The sequence below is a fragment of the Rudaea sp. genome (assembly GCF_036383415.1).
GTDB lineage: Bacteria > Pseudomonadota > Gammaproteobacteria > Xanthomonadales > Rhodanobacteraceae > Rudaea.
This window is the reverse complement of the sequence record NZ_DASVOK010000398.1, coordinates 1-16,852: the sequence shown is the minus strand read 5'-3', so window position 1 is coordinate 16,852 and position 16,852 is coordinate 1. Positions and strand designations below refer to the sequence as shown.

Below are 16,852 nucleotides of genomic sequence, written 5' to 3'. Positions count from 1 at the left end.
GAATTCCTCGGGCGGCATGTGCTGCTTGTAGCTGTTGTGCGTGCCGATCACCTGGATATCGTCGAGGCGCAGGTTGGCGTCGATCCAGGCGCGCGCACAGGCCTTGTCGCCGGCTTGGGCGGCGTTCGTCGCGGAAGCGTTGCAGCGCGCTTCCGCCGCCGCGAGACAATGCGGGAACAACGTGCCGAGGACCAGGAGTCCGCCGGCCATTTTTGCAGCGAATCGAGAGCGGGCACGCATCGTCGGGGAGAATGTCTGGAAAGTCTCTCCCCCGACCGAGGCCGGGAGAGAGGAGACTTGCGGGCGCATGTTATAGGTTTGCGACATTCACCGCGTTGCGCGGTCAGAACTTGTACATGAACGACAGTCGATAGGCGCGACCGAGCAGCGGACGCGCGAGGAACACGGTCTTGCCCGCATCGGTCGAGATCACGTCGCCGGAGCGCGGATTGCCTTCGGTCAGGCCGACGGAGTTGGTCAGGTTGTCGACGTAGCCGAACACGCTCATGCGCTCGTTGATGTCGTACTCCGCGCTCGCGTTGATGACGTGGTACTCGGGCAGCACCGACAGGTTGGCCGTGTCCGAATAGCGCTTGCCTTCGTATTCGTACGACAGCTGCAGCTGCAGCTTGTTGTCGAGCAGCATGAGGCGCGGAGCGAGGCGATAGCTCACCTTCGGCACGCGGATCAGTTGATTGCCGCTGAAATCGGAAATCGTCGGCACGAGATTGCCGCTGGAACCCTTGCTGTAGATCGTCGCGCGCAGATTCTGGTATTTCGGATCTTCGATCGTCGCCGAAAAGTGCAGGTCGAACCAGGCGGTCGGGGTGATGTCGCCTTCGAGCTCGAAGCCTGTGGTCTTGGTCTGGGCGACCGCGGTCTGCGCGAGCAAGGTCACGTTGTCGGGGGCGAGAACCTGGGTACTGAACGTGACATTGTCGTACTTGGTGTAGAACCAGGTGGCGTACAACGTCGCCCATTCGCTGCCCCACTTGGCGCCGACCTCACCGAGGTCCATCGTCTGCGTGATCGGCAGCGCGAGCGAGTTGGCGACGAACGTGCTGAAGTTCGGCAGGCGATAGGTTGAGGTGTAGCGCGCGAACAGGCCGGCGCGATCGGTCAATTGATAGTTTGCACCGACCGTCCAACCGGTCTTGCTGAAGGAATGGTCCGTCGTGGTGAACGGATTGTTCGGGTTGGCGCAGGCGACCTGGGTATCGGCGAACAGCCCGTCGTTCAGATTGCAAAGATAGTTGCCACCCTGGTTGTAGTAGGTCACCCCGTTGTAGACGAAGCTGCTCGTTGCCGGCAGGCGCGTCGTGTTGGTGTTGTGCATCTCGTTCTTGTCCCAGCGCCAGCCGAAGTCCAGGCGGAAGTCGTGGGTGATCTGCCATTCGTCGCCGAGATAGAACGCATAGCTGTCCTGCTTGCCGGTGTCGCGTTCGTACTCCGAACCGTTGCGCAGAATGCCGCCGGCTGTCAGGCTGCCGAGCGGCTTGCCGCTGGCATCGACCGCGACCACGTCCAGCAGGCGTGCGTTGCCTTGCACGTCGGTCAGCACGATCGACGACACGCGGTTGAAGTCCATGTTCTGATGCGAGTAGTAGACGCCGGCCGTGAAGTCGTGCGCGCCGAGGAAATCGAACTTGGTCGACACGTGCGCGTCGTTGCTGTATTCGCGCTCCGGCATCCACAGCGGGCGCAACTGGTTGACGAGGACGAGACCGTTGCCGTTCTGGCCGTTGAGCTGTCCCGATCCCGATGAGGCGAGCGAACCGAGATCGAAAAGCTGGTTCGGGTTGTCCGTGTAGCGCAACTGGAAGCCCGTCGCCCCCGGGAACAGCGCGCGATTCCCGGCCGTGTTCAGCGAGGTGAGTTCGGCAATGCCCGAAAGCACCGAGTTCGAAAACGTGCCGTTGCGCTTGGTGTTGGTCGTGCTGTAACGGAAACTGTCGGAGAACTTCCAGTCGTCGCCGAATTTCTGCTCGAATTTGGCCGTCACCTGGGTGCGATTGACGTAGGTGCCCTTGGCGCCGTTGAAGTTGTACGGGCCTTCGCTGGTATGGAACGTCATGTGCGCGGTTTCGGGGCCGGCAACGGTGTCGTAGTTGCCGTCGAAGCCCGGCACTGCGACGATATCGCCCGAAGAATCGCGATGCAGCGGAACCGGCACGAAGAAATCGACGTGGTCGTTCAGATGCTTCACGTCGAGGCTGAACTTGCCGTCCTCCCATTCCTTGGAGATCGTGCCGCGGATCTGGCCGCCCTTGTCGCCGGTGTAGCCCGGATCGCGGATGCCCTCGGCCTGGCGATAGAAGCCGCCGAATGAATACTTCCAGCCGGTGTTGCCGATCGGTGCGCCGTACCAGAAGTCGGCGCGGTTGTAGCCGTAGTCGCCCCAGGTGTACTTGAACAATCCCGAAGCTTCCTCGCCGACCTTGCGCGGGATGTAGTTGACCGCCGCTGCGGGCGCGTTCGGATAAAACAGGAACGACGGGCCGCCGCGCACGACTTCGATACCGTCGATCGTTTCGTCGAGGCGGAACGCCTGGTCGACGTTGTACCAGGTCAGGCCCGGATCGTGCTGGATCGGCACGCCGTCCTCAAGCAGGGTGATCGAGCCGAAGCCGTCGACCGGAATACCGCGCGCGCGCACGTTGCCGCTCGCTTCACCGCCCGACGCTTCGACCCAGAAGCCAGGCACGGACTTCAGCGATTCGGTCACGCTCGTCGGCGCCTGCAAGCGCAGCGCTTCCTCGCCGATCTGGGTGATCGAGTAGCTGGTCTGCTCTTTGCTGCGCGCATCGACACCGGCGCGGCCGGTGACGACGACCGATTCGAGGTTCTGCGTCGTTTTCGCCGACGCATCGGACGGCGTGGTCTGCGGATCGGGCGCGGCGGCATTGGCGTCGGCCGGCGCGGGCGTGGGCGCGGCTTCGCTTGCGTATGCGGCCGTCGCAAGCACGCAGGACAGGGCGAGTGTGCTGCACAAGGTCAGAATGCGGTATTGGCACATGTACGAATCTCCGGGTGAAGGACGTTGGCAACGGGGAGGGAGACAGCGTGTGGTGCGCGCCGGTCAGGCCGAGCGAGCATAGGTAGCGGCAAACTCTATTGCAATTTGCATTGCAACATTATTTCAGTTGGAAAAAAAATTCCATTTGCGCACAAGAATCTGCCCCGGCGGAGCCGTTCGGCGGCCGCGGACGGGACACGAATCTAGCGCTGTTTTGTGTTGTGCGGATGTCAGCGCGGCGACTCGCGCGCGGTGTCCGCAAGTTGCGGGGCTACGCGATTTCGAGATCGAAACGGAAGCGCAGCGTGCCCGCGCACCACATCGGGAAATTCGTGCCCCACTTGTTGTTGTGCAGGTTGAAGCGGACGCCTGCGGAAAAATTCGGTGGCGTGCTCATGAACGTCATGAACGGCGCATCGAGAGGAGCGACCAGCGGCGAATCGAACGGCGTGATCCGCAGCGTCGCGCCGGAAGGCAGCTTCGCCCGCAGCGCCGATGTGGCCTGGAGCGCGCCGCCGCCGTTGCGCACGACGTCGCCAGCCGGCAGCCAGATACCGAGCTTGTGCAACTGCCACGCCTGCGCAGCGGCGGGCGCGAACGCGAGGAAGCTCGCCTCCGGCATGCGGTTTGCCGGCTTGTCGTGCATCACGAGTTCGAATCGGAGTTGCGTCGCGCCGAGCGGCCGAATGCAGAGCGACACATGCTCGGGCGCGCCGAGTTGCTCATGCGCGGCAGCAGGCGCGCGCCAGCGCAGCACGACGCGATCGGGCCCATGCTCGACGCCGATCAACTCCGTGCCATGGCGCGCCGACCGCGCCGTGTGCGCGTGTTCGAGTCCGGGCTTGCCATGGTCGAGCAACGCCCAGCGCACGCGATCGGTCAAATAGGTGCACATGTGCGTGGCGACGTCGTTGGCGTCGTAACTCTCGTAGGCGTACGAAATCAGGTTGTTGCCGGCGATGCTTTTGCCACCCGGTGAGGACAGGCTGCGCACGGCGCCCGAGATCGGGTCGATGACGAGGCGCCAGCCGCCGATATCGATGTCCGATGCCGTTGTCGTCGGCCCGCTTGCGATTGCGCTGACGGTCGGACCCGCCGCGTCGGTGACGGCGCTCACCAGGGCGCGATCCTCGTCATCGAGTGCATCGACGGCAGTGTCGAGATACGCGCGTTGTTCAGTCCATGACGATTCGCAAAACGCGAAGCGCGGATCGTCGCGGCGCGCGCGCTCGAAGTCGTCGCGATCCCAGTGCGTTTCGTCGCGCAGGTAAGTCTTGATGTCGACGCCCCAGGTGTGTTCCGGCACGAGGCAGAGGCGGCGGCCGAACGCCGTGCGCTGCGGCGTGAGGCCTTCCTCTTCGAAGCGGTCGTAGAGTCGCTGCAGCGCGAGGAAGCGCGAGACCTTGGCCGGGTCGGTGCCGACGCCGTGGATCCACGAATCGCCGATCTCGCGCTCGATCAACGGAAAGCGCTCGCGCAGCGGCCATATTGCCTCGGCAAACGCATCGAGCGTAGAAGCGCGAATGTCGGCATCGGGATATTCGTCGCGCAGGTCACGATGGCAGTCGACCGCCTGGCCGACGCTCTGCGGGCCGATGTTGTCGTTCGTGTGCGCGAAGCTCAGGGCGAGATCGGTGCCTTCGACGAAATACGTTGAGCCGTAACTCTTCTGATACGCGACGAGGATTTCCTCGCCGCCCGGCGCGCGCCAGCGGAACAGGTCGGGGACGTCGGGCGGCGTCGACGCCGTGTTCACTCCGATATGCAGGAACTTCACGCCCGTGCGTGCGAGCAACGGCACGATGCCGAGCGTGTGGCCCGGCACATCGGTCATCTTCGCCGCGATGGTCTGCACGCCAAAACGGCGGTCGAGTTCCTGTGCATACGACAATCCTGCGCGAAGCAATGCAGGCGACATCAATTCAGTGTGCGTGGTGAACGGCAGCGCATGCCAGCGGATCAGGCCGTGCGCGATCGCGTGTTCGAGCCGGCGCACGCGTTCGGGTGGCTGCGTTTCGAGGTGATCCCAGATCAGCCAGGCGCCCGTGGTCCAGGCGAACAGGCGCTGCTGCGGGTCTTCGCGCAGGAAATGCTCGCCCGTGTCGATCGCGCCGGGAATGAAGACATCGTGGTATTGCCGGCGCACGCGCTCGGCAAGCTGGGTGAAGCCGATGTCCAGGTGCGTCTTGAAAACGAGGTGGATGGTCGACGCAGTCATGGCAGTCCAATATTTGGAATTTACATTCCAAATATTCAAATTTTGCAATGCAAATTGCAATAGCGTTGCGGCATGCTTAAGCTCGACTTCCCGAAGCTCCGCTTCTGCCGAGGATAGAGAATAGCAATGCCGGCGACGCTGCACACCCGCTTGACGCACCGCGCCTCGATCGTGCGCGTCGCGGCGTTGCTGCTCGGCGCGATATCGTGCGCGATGGCCCAGGCTGAGCCGGTCGAACTATCGATTGCCTGTCGCTGCGTTGAAGGCGGTGTGAATGGTTCCGAGGCGCGCTGGCTCAAGCAGGTCGTGGTCCCCGGATACGTCGCCGCGGCGAAGGCGCAGGGGCGCGAGGTGACGGTCAAGCTGCGCGAATTCGCCGGCAGCGCCGAACAGATGTCGCAGCAGCTCGCGCTCGATTTCGCCACGGGGCAGGGCGCCGATCTTGCCGAGTTCGACGGCTTCCAGATTCCGGGTTTCGTCGATGCGGGCTTGCTCAAGCCGCTGGACGAAGTCGCCGGGCCGGAAGCGAATGCCTGGGAAGGCTGGTCGCATATTCCCGACAGTGCGCAGGCACTCGTGCGTTTTCGCGGCAAGCGTTACGGCGTGCCGGAGCAGACCGATGTGCGCATGATCTTCTACCGGCGCGACGTGTTCCGCCGTGCGGGCCTCGATGCCGATCACTGGCAGCCGCGTTCCTGGCAGGACATCCTGGATGCCGTGCGTGCGCTGAAACGGCAGGATCCCGCAAGCTATCCGCTGCAGATCAACGCCGGCGTGGCCATGGGCGAGGCGACGACGATGCAGGGCTGGCTGATGCTGCTTGCTGGCACCGGCGAGGAATTGCGCGATGCGCAGGGCCGCTGGATCGTGCAGGGCCCGGGCATGCTCGCCGCGCTCGATTTCTACAAGACTGTGTACATCGACGAGAAGCTCGGCGAAGCGCGCACGCAACGCCTGGTCAGCGGGCGCAACCGCAGCTTCACCGATTTCCAGCGCGGCAAGAGCGCGATCCTGGTCGAGAGCAACTGGTTCTACTACACCGCGATCGATCCGCAGGGCGATTTCCCAATCGCGAATCGCGACGAGGTCGTCGGCTGGACGAAGATGCCCGCGCGCACGCCGGGCAGCGCGGTGCGCGGGCAGGATTTCATCAGCGTTTCGGGTGGCAACAGCTTCGTTCTCAATCCGCATTCTAAGCATCCGCGCGAAGCATGGTCGCTGCTCGCGTTCATGAATTCGGCGCCCACATTGCGGCGCTATCAGGAATTCAACGAACACCTGTGCGTGCGCGACGATGTGCTGCCGCCGCATTCGGAATTTCTGCGCGACAGCGGTCGTGAACTGCTGCCGCTGACGACGATCCGGCCGATCGACGCGGACTACGAAAAGGTCTCGGTCGAGATCCAGCGCATGACCGAAAGCGTGATCGCCGGAAAGCTCTCGCCGCGCGCGGCGATGGCCGAGTACGCGGCCGCGGTGAGGCAGATCGTCGGTGCCGATCGCGTCGTCGCGTTCGATCTGCCGCAAGAGAGCGGTTCGTGAGTTCGCGCGGCGCCAACGTGTCCTCGCGCATCGGCGTCGCGTTCATGACGCCGGCCGCCGTGCTGATCGGCCTGTTCGTCGTGTTCCCGTTCTTCTGGATCATCGCGGTCAGCTTCACGAATCGCAGCCTGCTCGGTGCGAACGCGCTGCATCCGCAGTTCGTCGGGCTGAAGAACTATCTCGACCTGTTCGATCCGGCGACGTTCTGGAGCCAGGGCGGCTTCGGCCCGTCGCTGTGGCTGACGATCCAGTTCGTGGTGCTCTCGGCGCTGTGCGGACAGGTAGTGCTCGGCCTTGTGCTCGCGTGGATTTCGCGCGAACTGTCGCCGCGCGCGAAGTCGCTGCTGCAGGGCATTGTCATGCTCGCCTGGATCCTGCCTGACGTTGTCGTCGGCTTCGCCTGGTTCGCCTATCTCGACCGCGACGCGGGCACGCTCAACCAGTTGCTGCACGGGTTGCACATTCCCGCGGCCGATTTCCTGATCGAGCATCCGTTCCTGACGATCTGCGTGTTCAACGCCTGGCGCGGCGCCGCGTTCTCGATGATGCTGTTCGACGCGGCGCTGCAGTCGATTCCGCCGAGCTATCTCGAAACGGCCGATGTCGTCGGTGCCTCGGGCTGGCAGAAGCTGCGCGACATTGTGCTGCCGCTGATCCGCGGCCACATCGTCACCGACCTGATCCTGATCACGATGTGGACGTTCAACGTGTTCACGCCGTTCCTGCTGACCGCGGGCGGTCCGTCGTTCGAGACCGACATCCTGCCGATCTACACCTACCGCATCGCGTTCAAGAGTTTCGAGTTCGGCAAGGGCTCGGCGATCGGCGTGATCGTGATGCTGATCAATCTCGCGTTCTCGCTCGCCTATCTGCGCCTCGCGCAGCGCGGCCTGCGCAAGAAGGGGAAGGCCGCATGAACCACCGCGTGCTGGTTTCGCGCATTGTCTTCAGCGTCGGCGCAGCGCTGCTCGGCGCCGCGTTCGCGCTGCCGCTGATCTGGTTCGTGCTCGCGCCGTTCAACGCGCACGCCGATCTCGATCTGGCGTTGCCGGCGCCGCCGACCTTGGCCAACTTCTCGCGCGTGTTCGCCAACGGAGCCGCCGTCGGCGCGCTGCTCAACTCGCTGCTGCAGGCGTTCGGTACGGTGCTGCTCGTCGCGACGACAGCGACGCTCGCTGCCTATGCGCTAGCGCGCACGACGCTGCGCGGCAAGCGCGCGATCGAATACGTGCTGCTGCTGTTCTCCTCGGTCGTGTCGGGATCGGCGGCGATGGTGCCGATCTTCCTGATCGTCAACGCGCTTGGCCTGATCGATACGCAGCTCGCGGTGATCCTCGTCTTCGCGGGAGGCCTGTTGCCGACGGCGATGTTCATTCTGCGCGATTTCATCGCCAGTATTCCGCGCGGCTACGAGGAGTCGGCACTGGTCGCCGGCGCATCGCAATGGCGCGCGTTCGTCGACGTCGTCGTGCCGGTGCTGCGGCCGGGCGTGACGATCGCTGCGGTGTGGGCCTTCGTCCAGGTCTGGGGCGGATTCCTGATCCCGTTCGTGCTCCTGCGCAGCGAGCAGCGCATGCCCGCGTCGGTCGAGATCTATTCGTTCTATTCGCAGGCCGGCACGCCGATCGTGCCGCTGCTCGCGGCGTACTCGGTGTTGTATTCGCTACCGGTGATCGCGCTGTACTGGTACGTCAACCGCAAATACGGGTTCCGCTTCTTCGGCGGAATCAAATCCTGAAGGCTGCTCATGGCATCGATCCAACTCGACAAGATCGGCAAGAGCTTCGGCGCGGTCGATACGATCCGCGAAATCGACCTTGCGATCGGCGACGGCGAATTCGTCTGCCTGCTCGGTCCCTCCGGCTGCGGCAAGACGACGACGCTGCGCATGATCGCCGGGCTCGAACAGCCGACGCGCGGCAGCATTCGCATCGGCGGCCGCGATGTCACCTGTGCGCAGCCGAAGGACCGCAATATCGGCATGGTGTTCCAGGATTACGCGCTGTATCCGCACATGACGATTGCCGACAACATCGCCTATCCGCTCAAGGTGCGCGGCGTCGTCGAGGCAGCGCGACATGAAAAGGCAGGCGAGATCGCGCAGGTGCTGCATATCGACCACTTGCTCGACCGCCTGCCTGCGCAGATCTCCGGCGGGCAGCAGCAGCGCACCTCGCTCGCACGTGCGCTCGTGCATCCGGCCGACGCCTTCCTGTTCGACGAGCCGCTGTCCAACCTCGATGCGCGCATGCGCGTGGAGGCGAGGGCGTTTCTGTATCACCTGCAGCGCAGCCGTGGCATGACCGCGGTCTACGTGACCCACGACCAGGCCGAGGCGATGGCGCTGTCGACGCGCATCGCGGTGATGTGCGCGGGCGACATCGTGCAGTACGCGCCGCCACTCGAAATCTATCGGCGGCCCGCGACGACCTTCGTTGCCGGCTTCGTCGGCGATCCGCCGATGAACCTGGTTGCGGTAGAGGCAGCTCGCAGCGAACACGGCATTACGCTGCGCGGTGCCGGGCTCGAGGTATCGCCGTTTGCGAGTTGGCTGGCGCTCGATCGCGCGCTCGAGCACAGCGATCGCATCACGGTCGGTGTGCGCCCCGAGCATTTGCGTATCGCGAAGGGCGATGCGGGGACGAATCGTCTGCGCGGCAAACTGTTCGCCAACGAGGCGATGGGGCCGGAAAGCCTCGTCACGCTCGATCTCGACGGCGGCGTGCGCGTCACCGCACGCGTGTTCGGCGATGCGACGGTGCGCATCGACGGCGACGCTGCGTTCGCCTTCGACACGGACCGGATCACGCTGTTCGACGCGCAAGGCGTGCGCATCCCCGGCGGCGCGGAAAGTTCCCCGAACTAGAACTTCGTTTTCATCAGCAAAGGTACGACCATGCTATCGATTGGCAACGCCCCCTGTTCCTGGGGCATCTACTATCCGAAGGACAACCGCTACACGCCCGACCAGTATCTCGACCAGGTGCGCGAGGCGGGTTATGCGACGACTGAACTTGGCCCGCTCGGCTTCCTGCCGACCGACACAACCCGGCTCAAGGATGCGCTGGCGGCGCGCGGACTCGCGCTGACCGGGGCGACGCACGTGCACACGCTCGCCGATCCGTCGACGCACGAGGCGTTGCTCGCGACGATCGATCAGCTCGGCAAGCTCGTCAGCGATGCGGGTTCGAAGCACGTCGTCATCATGGACGAGGGCAACTGGTATCCGCCCGGCCGGCGCGGCGTCGTCGACGAGGCCGGCTGGACGACCGTGGTCGGCATGGTGCGCGACGCGCAGCAGCGCCTGGCCGGGGAATACGGCATCGCGATGACCTTCCACCCGCATCTCGGCACCTGCGTCGAGCGTGAGGTGCAGATCGATCGCCTGCTGCAGGACACCGAAGTCAATCTCTGCTTCGACACCGGCCACCACGCGGCCTGGGGACAGGACCCGGCGGCGTACATGCGCAAGGTCTGGTCGCGCATCGGCTATGTGCATTTCAAGAGCGTCGACGCGAAGGTGCGCGAGCGCCTCGTGCGCGGCGAGATCGACACCGCGCAGGCGTCCGAGGCGGGCATCTTTGCGCCGCTGACCGACGGTGCGGTGGACGTTCGCGCGGTGATGAAGCTGCTCGCCGAGAAGAACTATGCGGGGCCGTGCATCATCGAGCAGGACTGGAGCCCGACCCAGACCGAAGAGCCGGTGACGCTGGCGCGCAAGAACCTGCAGTTCCTCCGGTCGCTGAGTGGAGGCGTGCAATGACGATACGCGTCGGACTGATCGGCTTGGGCGAAGTCGCCCAGCTCATGCACCTGCCGTTGCTGGCCGATGATGCGCGGTACAGGATCGCGGCAGTCAGCGACGTTTCGCCGAGCCTGACCGAGCATGTCGCGCAGCGTTACGGCGCACGCACGCACGCCAATGCCGAAGCGTTGATCGAAGACAAGGACATCGACGCAGTCTTCATCCTCACGCCCGATCACCTGCATGCCGATCTGCTGACGCGTACGATCGAGGCGGGCAAGCACGTCTTCATCGAAAAGCCGGTGTGTCTGAATGCCGAACAGTTGCTGCCGCTGATCGAGCGCGCGCGCGGCTACACGAAGACGATCTTTGTCGGCTACATGCGCCGCTTCGCGCGACCGTTCCTCGAACTCAAGAAGCGCCTGCCGGCGTTTGACGAAGTGCAGCACGTGCGCGTACGCGACCTGATCTGCGAGGCGCCGTTCTTTGTCGCGCAGACGCGGCCCGTGTTCAAGCCGACCGACGTGCCGCAGGCCGTGATAGCCGAGGGCAGGGCGCGCACGCAGGCAATGCTGCGCGCCGTGGTCGGCGCCGATGCACCAGCAGCGGTCGTGCGCGGCTATCAGGTGCTGACTGGCCTGTCCTCGCACAGTTTCTCGGCGATGCGCGAGTTGTTCGGTACGCCCAACGTCTTCGCCGCGCGCCAGCGCAATGGCGGTGAGGCGATCGCCGTGCTGTTCGACTACGGCCATTTCACCGCAGTGTATGAGGCGGTGACCAACCATATCGCGCGCTTCGACTCGGGCATCGACGTGCTCTGCGACCGCGCAATGTTCAAGATCAACTACGACACGCCGTACATCCGGCATCTGCCGACACAGCTCGAGATCACCCGCTCGGGTGATCGCGAAACCGTGACCGAGATCGTGGGGCCGTTCCACGAGGATCCGTTCCGCGGCGAGTTGGATGCTTTCCACGAGGCCGTTGTCAACGGCGGCCCGGTCAAAACGACGCTCGAGGATTCGCTGAACGACCTCAAGCTGTTCGCGCAGATCGGCAAGTTGTTCGCCGAAGAGGCACGTTCTCAGTAGGTTGCGATTGGAGGTCTACTTCAGCATCCACTCGTGCGCCGGATCGTTGCGCATGCGCCATTCGCGCCGCGGTCCGGCCATGACGTTCAGGTAGTAACCGTTGTAGCCGTGTGGCATCACCACGGGGTGGTAGCCGCGCGGGACGAGGACGACATCGTGGTTGTGCGCGGCCATGGTCTCGTCGAGATCGCCCGTGTCGGTATAGACGCGCTGGAACGCGAAACCCTGCGCTGGATCGATGCGGTGGTAGTAGACCTCTTCGAGTTGAGTCTCGTTCGGCGGATCGTCGGCGTCGTGCTTGTGTGGCGGATAACTCGACGAATGCGCGGCCGGCGTGCGCACCTCGACGACGAGCAGCGATTCCGCTTCTTCGGTCTGCGGCAGCACGTCGCAGATGTAGCGTGCGTTCGTGCCGCTGCCGCGCGTCGATCGCGCCATCGTCGCGGGTTCGATCACACGCGCCGGGTAGCGGCCCGTCGCCGGCGCGCTGGCCAGAGCAAGCTCGACCTCATCGTGCGCGCACACGCGCACGCTCGTCTGCGGTGGTGCATACAAGGCGGGCGGCGGTTGTGCGGCGAAGACGCTGGCGCGTCCACCGAAGTTTTCGCGACGCAGCGAGCCAGCTTCGAAATCGATGGATCCGCGCAGCACGACCAGGCAGGCTTCGCGATCGTCCGGAACGTCGATGCGCAGTTCGTCGCCCGCGTCGAGGCGCCAGGCATCGAAGCCGACGTGGCGCCAGCCGGCCGATTCCGGCGTGACGTGGACCAGATGCTGCGCGCCGCGGCGCGCCCTGACGAGCAGGCTCATCGTCATGTCTCCGAGTCGTCGTCGCGCCTGCGCAGCGCCGCTTCGTAGCCCGTGCGCGCCTCGCGTACGGATTCGCGCGAGGAAACCTCGGGCACGGCCACCTCCCACCAGCTCCCGCCTTCGCGTGTGCTGCGGTGCGCGTCGGTACGGATCGATATGACGTAGGTGCTCGTTGCGGCGCGTGCACGTTGCATGGCCTGTTCCAGTTCGATGATGTTGCCGACGTGTTCCGCGCTCGCACCGAGTGCGCGCGCGTGCGCGGCAAAATCGACCGAGGGTGCGCCGCTGGTGGCGGTGGTGCAATCCTCGTCGAGCAGATTGTTGAACGGCACATCGCCGCAGGCGCGCTGCAGACGGCCGATGCAGCCGAAGCCGCGGTTGTCGAGCACGACGACGATGAGCTTGTGCCCGAGCATCACCGAAGTGGCGATTTCGGAATTGAGCATGAGGTAGCTGCCGTCGCCGACCATGACGATGACTTCGCGCCCCGGCTGGGCCATCTTCACGCCCAGGCCGCCGGCGATTTCGTAGCCCATGCACGAGTAGCCGTATTCGACGTGATAGCCGCCCGGCATGCGCGTGCGCCACAGCTTTATCAGCTCGCCGGGCAGGCCGCCTGCGGCGCAGACGACGATGTCGTTGTCGGTCGAATCGGCAGCCGAGCGCTGCACGGCGCCGATCACATCGGCTTCGTAAGGTAATTCGCCAGGCTTCAAATCGCGCGCGGCGGTCAGGCGCTTGACGGTGGCGCGCCATTCGCCGCCAAGTTGCCCGGCGTGATCGCGCCACGCTGTCGGCGCGCTCCAGTCGTTCAGTGCCTGCGTGAGCGCGTCAAGACCTTTGTTCGCATCCGCGGTGATCGCGAGCGCCGAATTTTTCTGCGCGTCGTAGGCATTGACGTTGAGCGTGACGAGCTGTGCCTTGGGATACAACGCGTTCGAGCCCGTGGTGAAGTCGGCGAGACGCGTGCCGACCGCGAGGACGAAATCAGCTTCCGCAGCGAGCGCATTCGCGGCCGTGCTGCCGCAGACGCCGACCGGGCCGAGTTGCAGTGGATGATCCCAGGGCAGGCTGCCCTTGCCGGCCTGTGTCTCGGCGACCGGAATCGCGTGGCGCTCGGCGAAGGCGCGCAGTGTTTCCGCAGCGTCGCCATAGAGGACACCGCCACCGGCAACGATGATCGGGCGCCGCGCCGCACGCAGCGCGTCCGCGGCAGCCGCGATTTGTTCGGGCGGCGGTATCGTCGCGGCTGCAGACACGATGCGCGGTTCGAAGAATGCGGCGGGATAGTCGAACGCGTGGGCCTGCACGTCCTGCGGCAAGGCGAGCGTGACCGGGCCGCACAACGCTGGATCAGTCAGCACGTGCATGGCGCGCGGCAGCGCGGTCAGCAACTGCGATGGTGCGACGATGCGATCGAAGTAGCGCGACACCGGCTTGAAACAGTCGTTGACGCTGACCGTGCCGTCGGCGAAATCTTCCATCTGCTGCAGCACCGGGTCGGGCGCGCGCGAGACGAAGACGTCGCCGGGCAGCAGCAGCACGGGCAGGCGGTTGACGTGGGCGAGTGCGGCGGCGGTGATGAGGTTGGTCGCGCCTGGTCCGATCGAGGTGGTCACGGCCATCATGCGCTTGCGTGCCTGCGCCTTGGCGTAGGCGATCGCGGTATGCGCCATCGCCTGTTCGTTGTGCGCACGATACGTCGGCAGTGCGTCGCGATATTCGTACAGCGCCTCGCCGAGTGCAGCGACATTGCCGTGGCCGAAGATCGCGAACACGCCGGCGAACAGCGGCACGGTTTCGCCGTCGATGCGCACCTGTTGCGCTGCGAGATAGCGCACCAGTGCCTGCGCCATCGTGAGTCGTACCGTCGGGTTGTTCATGCGCTTGCGGAAAGTCTTTTCGTATCGTCTTGGACGATATTGTCGCGCGCCGCGCGCCAGAGTGCAGCGAGTTCGCGCTGGTTGGCATGCACGCGCGCGACGAGCGCGTCGTCGTCGATCTCGCCGGCGAACCAGGCGCGCGCCGGTTCGGCGAATACGCTGCGGCCGACGGCGAAGCCGCGGCAGGTCGTACTGGCCGCGGCGGCCGCAAAGCCGGCGGAGAGTTCGGCAAACGGCGCGTCGGCACCGAGCAGGAGCACGCCGCGACACCAAGGATCGTTGCGCATGATCAGCGCATCGAGCGCGGGCCAGTCGGTCGCATCGAGGGGCGCGAGCTTCCACCATTCCGGCTTGATGCCGTAGGCGTAGATGCGCTCGATCGCGCGGCGCACAAAATCTCCGCGCTGCGCCGGCGCCGCGCGCGACGGCGCGATGACCTCGATCAGCAATTCGTGGCCGCTCGCACAGGCGGCGTCGTAGAGCGTGCGCAGTTGCCGACCTTGTTCGGCGCGCTGCACGGCGTCGTCGGGATCGAAGACGACCAGGCATTTGATCGTGTGTTCGTGCGGCCAGGTGATGAGATGCGTGCCGATCGAGCGGCCGCGTTCGAACGCGAGCGGCGTCGTGTCGGGCAGCTCGACCGGACGGCCGATCCACCAGCCGCGTCCGCTCGCGCAGTTGAGCGCGTCCTGGCCATAGCGGTCGTCGATCAGCACGCCGATGCGGCCGGATAGGCCGGATACGCGCTCGGTTTGCTCGGTCGCGCGCAGCAGCAGGCTTTTGAACAGGGAAAGTCGTGTCGCCGCGTTCGCTCCGTGACGGCGGGCCAGTTCTTCGAGCGCGCTGCGATGGTCGAAGGCGAACACGTGCAGATCGTCCCAGTGTGGCCGCGGCACGCTGACGCGATGCAGGTGGGCGAGATCGGCATCGAGGTCCGGGCGGCGCGCGCGCGCCGGGTCGCGCTCGGCTTGGGCAAGGAAATGCTCGAGTTCGGCTCGGCTCGGCATCGCCGGCGCGCAGCCGTGGCGCGAGACGACGATCGCCCCGCAGGCGTTCGCCCAGGCGCAGCAGCGTTCGATGGTCTCGTTGCGCAGCCAGCTGGAAAGGAATCCGGCCATGAATGCATCGCCCGCGCCGAGCACGTTGAGTACCTCGACGTGCGGCGCGCGGAACAGCGGCGCGTCGTCGATGCGTGCGGGAATGACACCATCGATCACGTTGCAGCCCAGCGCGCCGCGTTTGACCACGAGCAGGGCAGGACTCGCCGCACGCACTTTGCGCAGCGCGGCGATCAGGTCGTCAGCGCCACCGGCGATGCGGAATTCCTCCTCGGTGCCGACGATCAGGTCGAACGACGGTAGCATTTCGCGCAGATGCGCGGTCACGTGCGCGTTCGCGACGAAACGCGTGGCGCCGTCGCTGCGCGGCGCAAGGCCCCAGAGTACGGGACGGTAGTCGATGTCGAGCACGCGGCGCAGTCCATGCTTGCGGGCGAGATCGAGCGCCCTGCGGCAGGCGGCGAGCGTGTCTGGAGTGGACAGGTGCGTGCCGGTGATGGCGAGCGCGCGCGCCGAGGCGATGTGCGCTTCGTCGATATCGTCGACCTCGATCGCCATGTCCGCGCAGTTTTCGCGGTGGAACAGTAACGGAAAAGTGTCGCGATCCTTGATGCCTAGCAGGACGAAGGCGGTCAGGCGGTCAGGGTCTACGCGCAGGTGCGAAACGTCGCAACCTTCGTGCGCGAGAGTCTCGCTGAGGAAGCGGCCCATCTGGTCGTCGCCGACGCGGCTGAGCATCGACGACTTGAGGCCGAGGCGCGCGCAGCCGAACGCCGCGTTGCCGGAAGATCCACCGAGGTATTTGGCGAAGCTGGTCGCGTCTTCCAGACGCGCGCCGATCTGCTGCGCGTAGAGGTCGACGGCGACGCGGCCGAGGAAGATGGCATCGAGCGGGCGGGTGGTGGCGGGGGAAACACGTTCTGTCATGCGCGGTTCGTAGGCTTGCGAGAATGCGCGGCGTATGCGAGAGAATAGGACCTGCCTCCAATCATTGCAATTCGCATTGCATCAATTGGAAATATGGAATTTTTATTCCATTTGTCGCAAACTCATCAGGGCACTAAGAAAAACCGTAGCGAGCGAAGAGCCGATTTTGTCTAGGATCGGGCGTGACGCCGGAGCGCAGGAACCGGAGCATACAAACGAGTATGTGAGGATTCGGAGCACCGCCGGCGCGCAAATTGTCGAGCGTAGTAGGTTTTTCGTGGTGCTCGCCGCAGCAGCATCAGCGCAGGAGCAAACCCTTGGCCGTCAGCAATGCAGTGGACCAGCTCATGCAGCGCGTCGCCGACGAATTCGAGTCGTTGCCGCGCCAGCTCCAGGGCATCGCGCGCTATCTGGAGCAGCACCGCTCGAGCATCATGCTGCAGAAGGTCAACGACGTGGCGAGCGGGTCGAACGTGCATCCCTCGGCTGTCGTGCGCTTCGCCCAGCGCTTCGGCTATTCCGGGTTCAGCGAGATGCAGGCCATGTTCCGCGACGCCTATCG

General features: G+C 65.0%; 12 protein-coding genes and 1 pseudogene. 7 read left to right on the top strand and 6 right to left on the bottom strand.

From position 1 onward, the window contains the following. The 3 genes and pseudogenes from VF497_RS14700 to VF497_RS14690 all read right to left on the bottom strand — a co-directional run. Positions 1 to 210, bottom strand: a pseudogene (locus VF497_RS14700) (hypothetical protein); the annotation flags it as partial. A gap of 133 nt (positions 211 to 343) precedes the next feature. Next, on the bottom strand, positions 344 to 3,016 hold the full coding sequence (locus VF497_RS14695; RefSeq protein WP_330890020.1) for a TonB-dependent receptor: 2,673 nt from the start codon (positions 3,014 to 3,016) through the stop codon (positions 344 to 346). Between the two features lie 271 nt (positions 3,017 to 3,287). After that, complete coding sequence (locus VF497_RS14690; protein WP_330890018.1) at positions 3,288 to 5,234, bottom strand: DUF5054 domain-containing protein; 1,947 nt, start codon at positions 5,232 to 5,234, stop codon at positions 3,288 to 3,290. A 126-nt stretch (positions 5,235 to 5,360) separates the two neighbouring features. On the opposite strand from VF497_RS14690, the gene VF497_RS14685 reads away from it, so the two are divergent. From VF497_RS14685 to VF497_RS14660, 6 genes are read left to right on the top strand one after another with little or no spacing between them, the layout of a single operon-like run. After that, positions 5,361 to 6,776: an ABC transporter substrate-binding protein gene (locus VF497_RS14685; protein WP_330890016.1), complete on the top strand. Its 1,416-nt coding sequence runs from the start codon at positions 5,361 to 5,363 to the stop codon at positions 6,774 to 6,776. Then, the gene (locus VF497_RS14680) at positions 6,773 to 7,693 is read left to right on the top strand and encodes a sugar ABC transporter permease (protein WP_330890014.1); all 921 of its coding nucleotides are present in this window, start codon (positions 6,773 to 6,775) and stop codon (positions 7,691 to 7,693) included. The genes VF497_RS14685 and VF497_RS14680 overlap by 4 nt, the downstream gene beginning before the upstream one ends. Beyond that, on the top strand, positions 7,690 to 8,514 hold the full coding sequence (locus tag VF497_RS14675) for a carbohydrate ABC transporter permease (RefSeq protein WP_330890012.1): 825 nt from the start codon (positions 7,690 to 7,692) through the stop codon (positions 8,512 to 8,514). The genes VF497_RS14680 and VF497_RS14675 overlap by 4 nt, the downstream gene beginning before the upstream one ends. A gap of 9 nt (positions 8,515 to 8,523) precedes the next feature. Next, positions 8,524 to 9,642: an ABC transporter ATP-binding protein gene (locus tag VF497_RS14670; protein ID WP_330890010.1), complete on the top strand. Its 1,119-nt coding sequence runs from the start codon at positions 8,524 to 8,526 to the stop codon at positions 9,640 to 9,642. 30 nt (positions 9,643 to 9,672) lie between these two features. After that, positions 9,673 to 10,539 (top strand): TIM barrel protein, encoded by an 867-nt coding sequence (locus VF497_RS14665; RefSeq protein ID WP_330890007.1) that lies wholly within the window; start codon positions 9,673 to 9,675, stop codon positions 10,537 to 10,539. Then, positions 10,536 to 11,612, top strand: a complete 1,077-nt coding sequence (locus VF497_RS14660) for a Gfo/Idh/MocA family oxidoreductase (RefSeq protein ID WP_330890005.1) — start codon at positions 10,536 to 10,538, stop codon at positions 11,610 to 11,612. Before VF497_RS14665 ends, VF497_RS14660 begins: the two co-directional genes overlap by 4 nt. Positions 11,613 to 11,627: 15 nt before the next feature. Here the strand turns inward: VF497_RS14660 and iolB are convergent, their stop codons facing one another. From iolB to VF497_RS14645, 3 genes are read right to left on the bottom strand one after another with little or no spacing between them, the layout of a single operon-like run. Further along, complete coding sequence (iolB, locus tag VF497_RS14655; protein WP_330890003.1) at positions 11,628 to 12,422, bottom strand: 5-deoxy-glucuronate isomerase; 795 nt, start codon at positions 12,420 to 12,422, stop codon at positions 11,628 to 11,630. Positions 12,423 to 12,424: 2 nt separating this feature from the next. Continuing rightward, the gene (iolD, locus tag VF497_RS14650) at positions 12,425 to 14,305 is read right to left on the bottom strand and encodes a 3D-(3,5/4)-trihydroxycyclohexane-1,2-dione acylhydrolase (decyclizing) (protein ID WP_330890001.1); all 1,881 of its coding nucleotides are present in this window, start codon (positions 14,303 to 14,305) and stop codon (positions 12,425 to 12,427) included. Continuing rightward, positions 14,302 to 16,290 carry a bifunctional 5-dehydro-2-deoxygluconokinase/5-dehydro-2-deoxyphosphogluconate aldolase gene (locus tag VF497_RS14645; RefSeq protein ID WP_330889999.1) on the bottom strand — a complete coding sequence of 663 codons (1,989 nt, stop codon included), beginning with the start codon at positions 16,288 to 16,290 and terminating at the stop codon, positions 14,302 to 14,304. The genes iolD and VF497_RS14645 overlap by 4 nt, the downstream gene beginning before the upstream one ends. A 317-nt stretch (positions 16,291 to 16,607) precedes the next feature. Between VF497_RS14645 and VF497_RS14640 the strand changes: the two genes are divergently transcribed. Beyond that, the coding region (locus VF497_RS14640; RefSeq protein ID WP_414706915.1) for a MurR/RpiR family transcriptional regulator at positions 16,608 to 16,852 on the top strand (245 nt) is incomplete at its 3' end.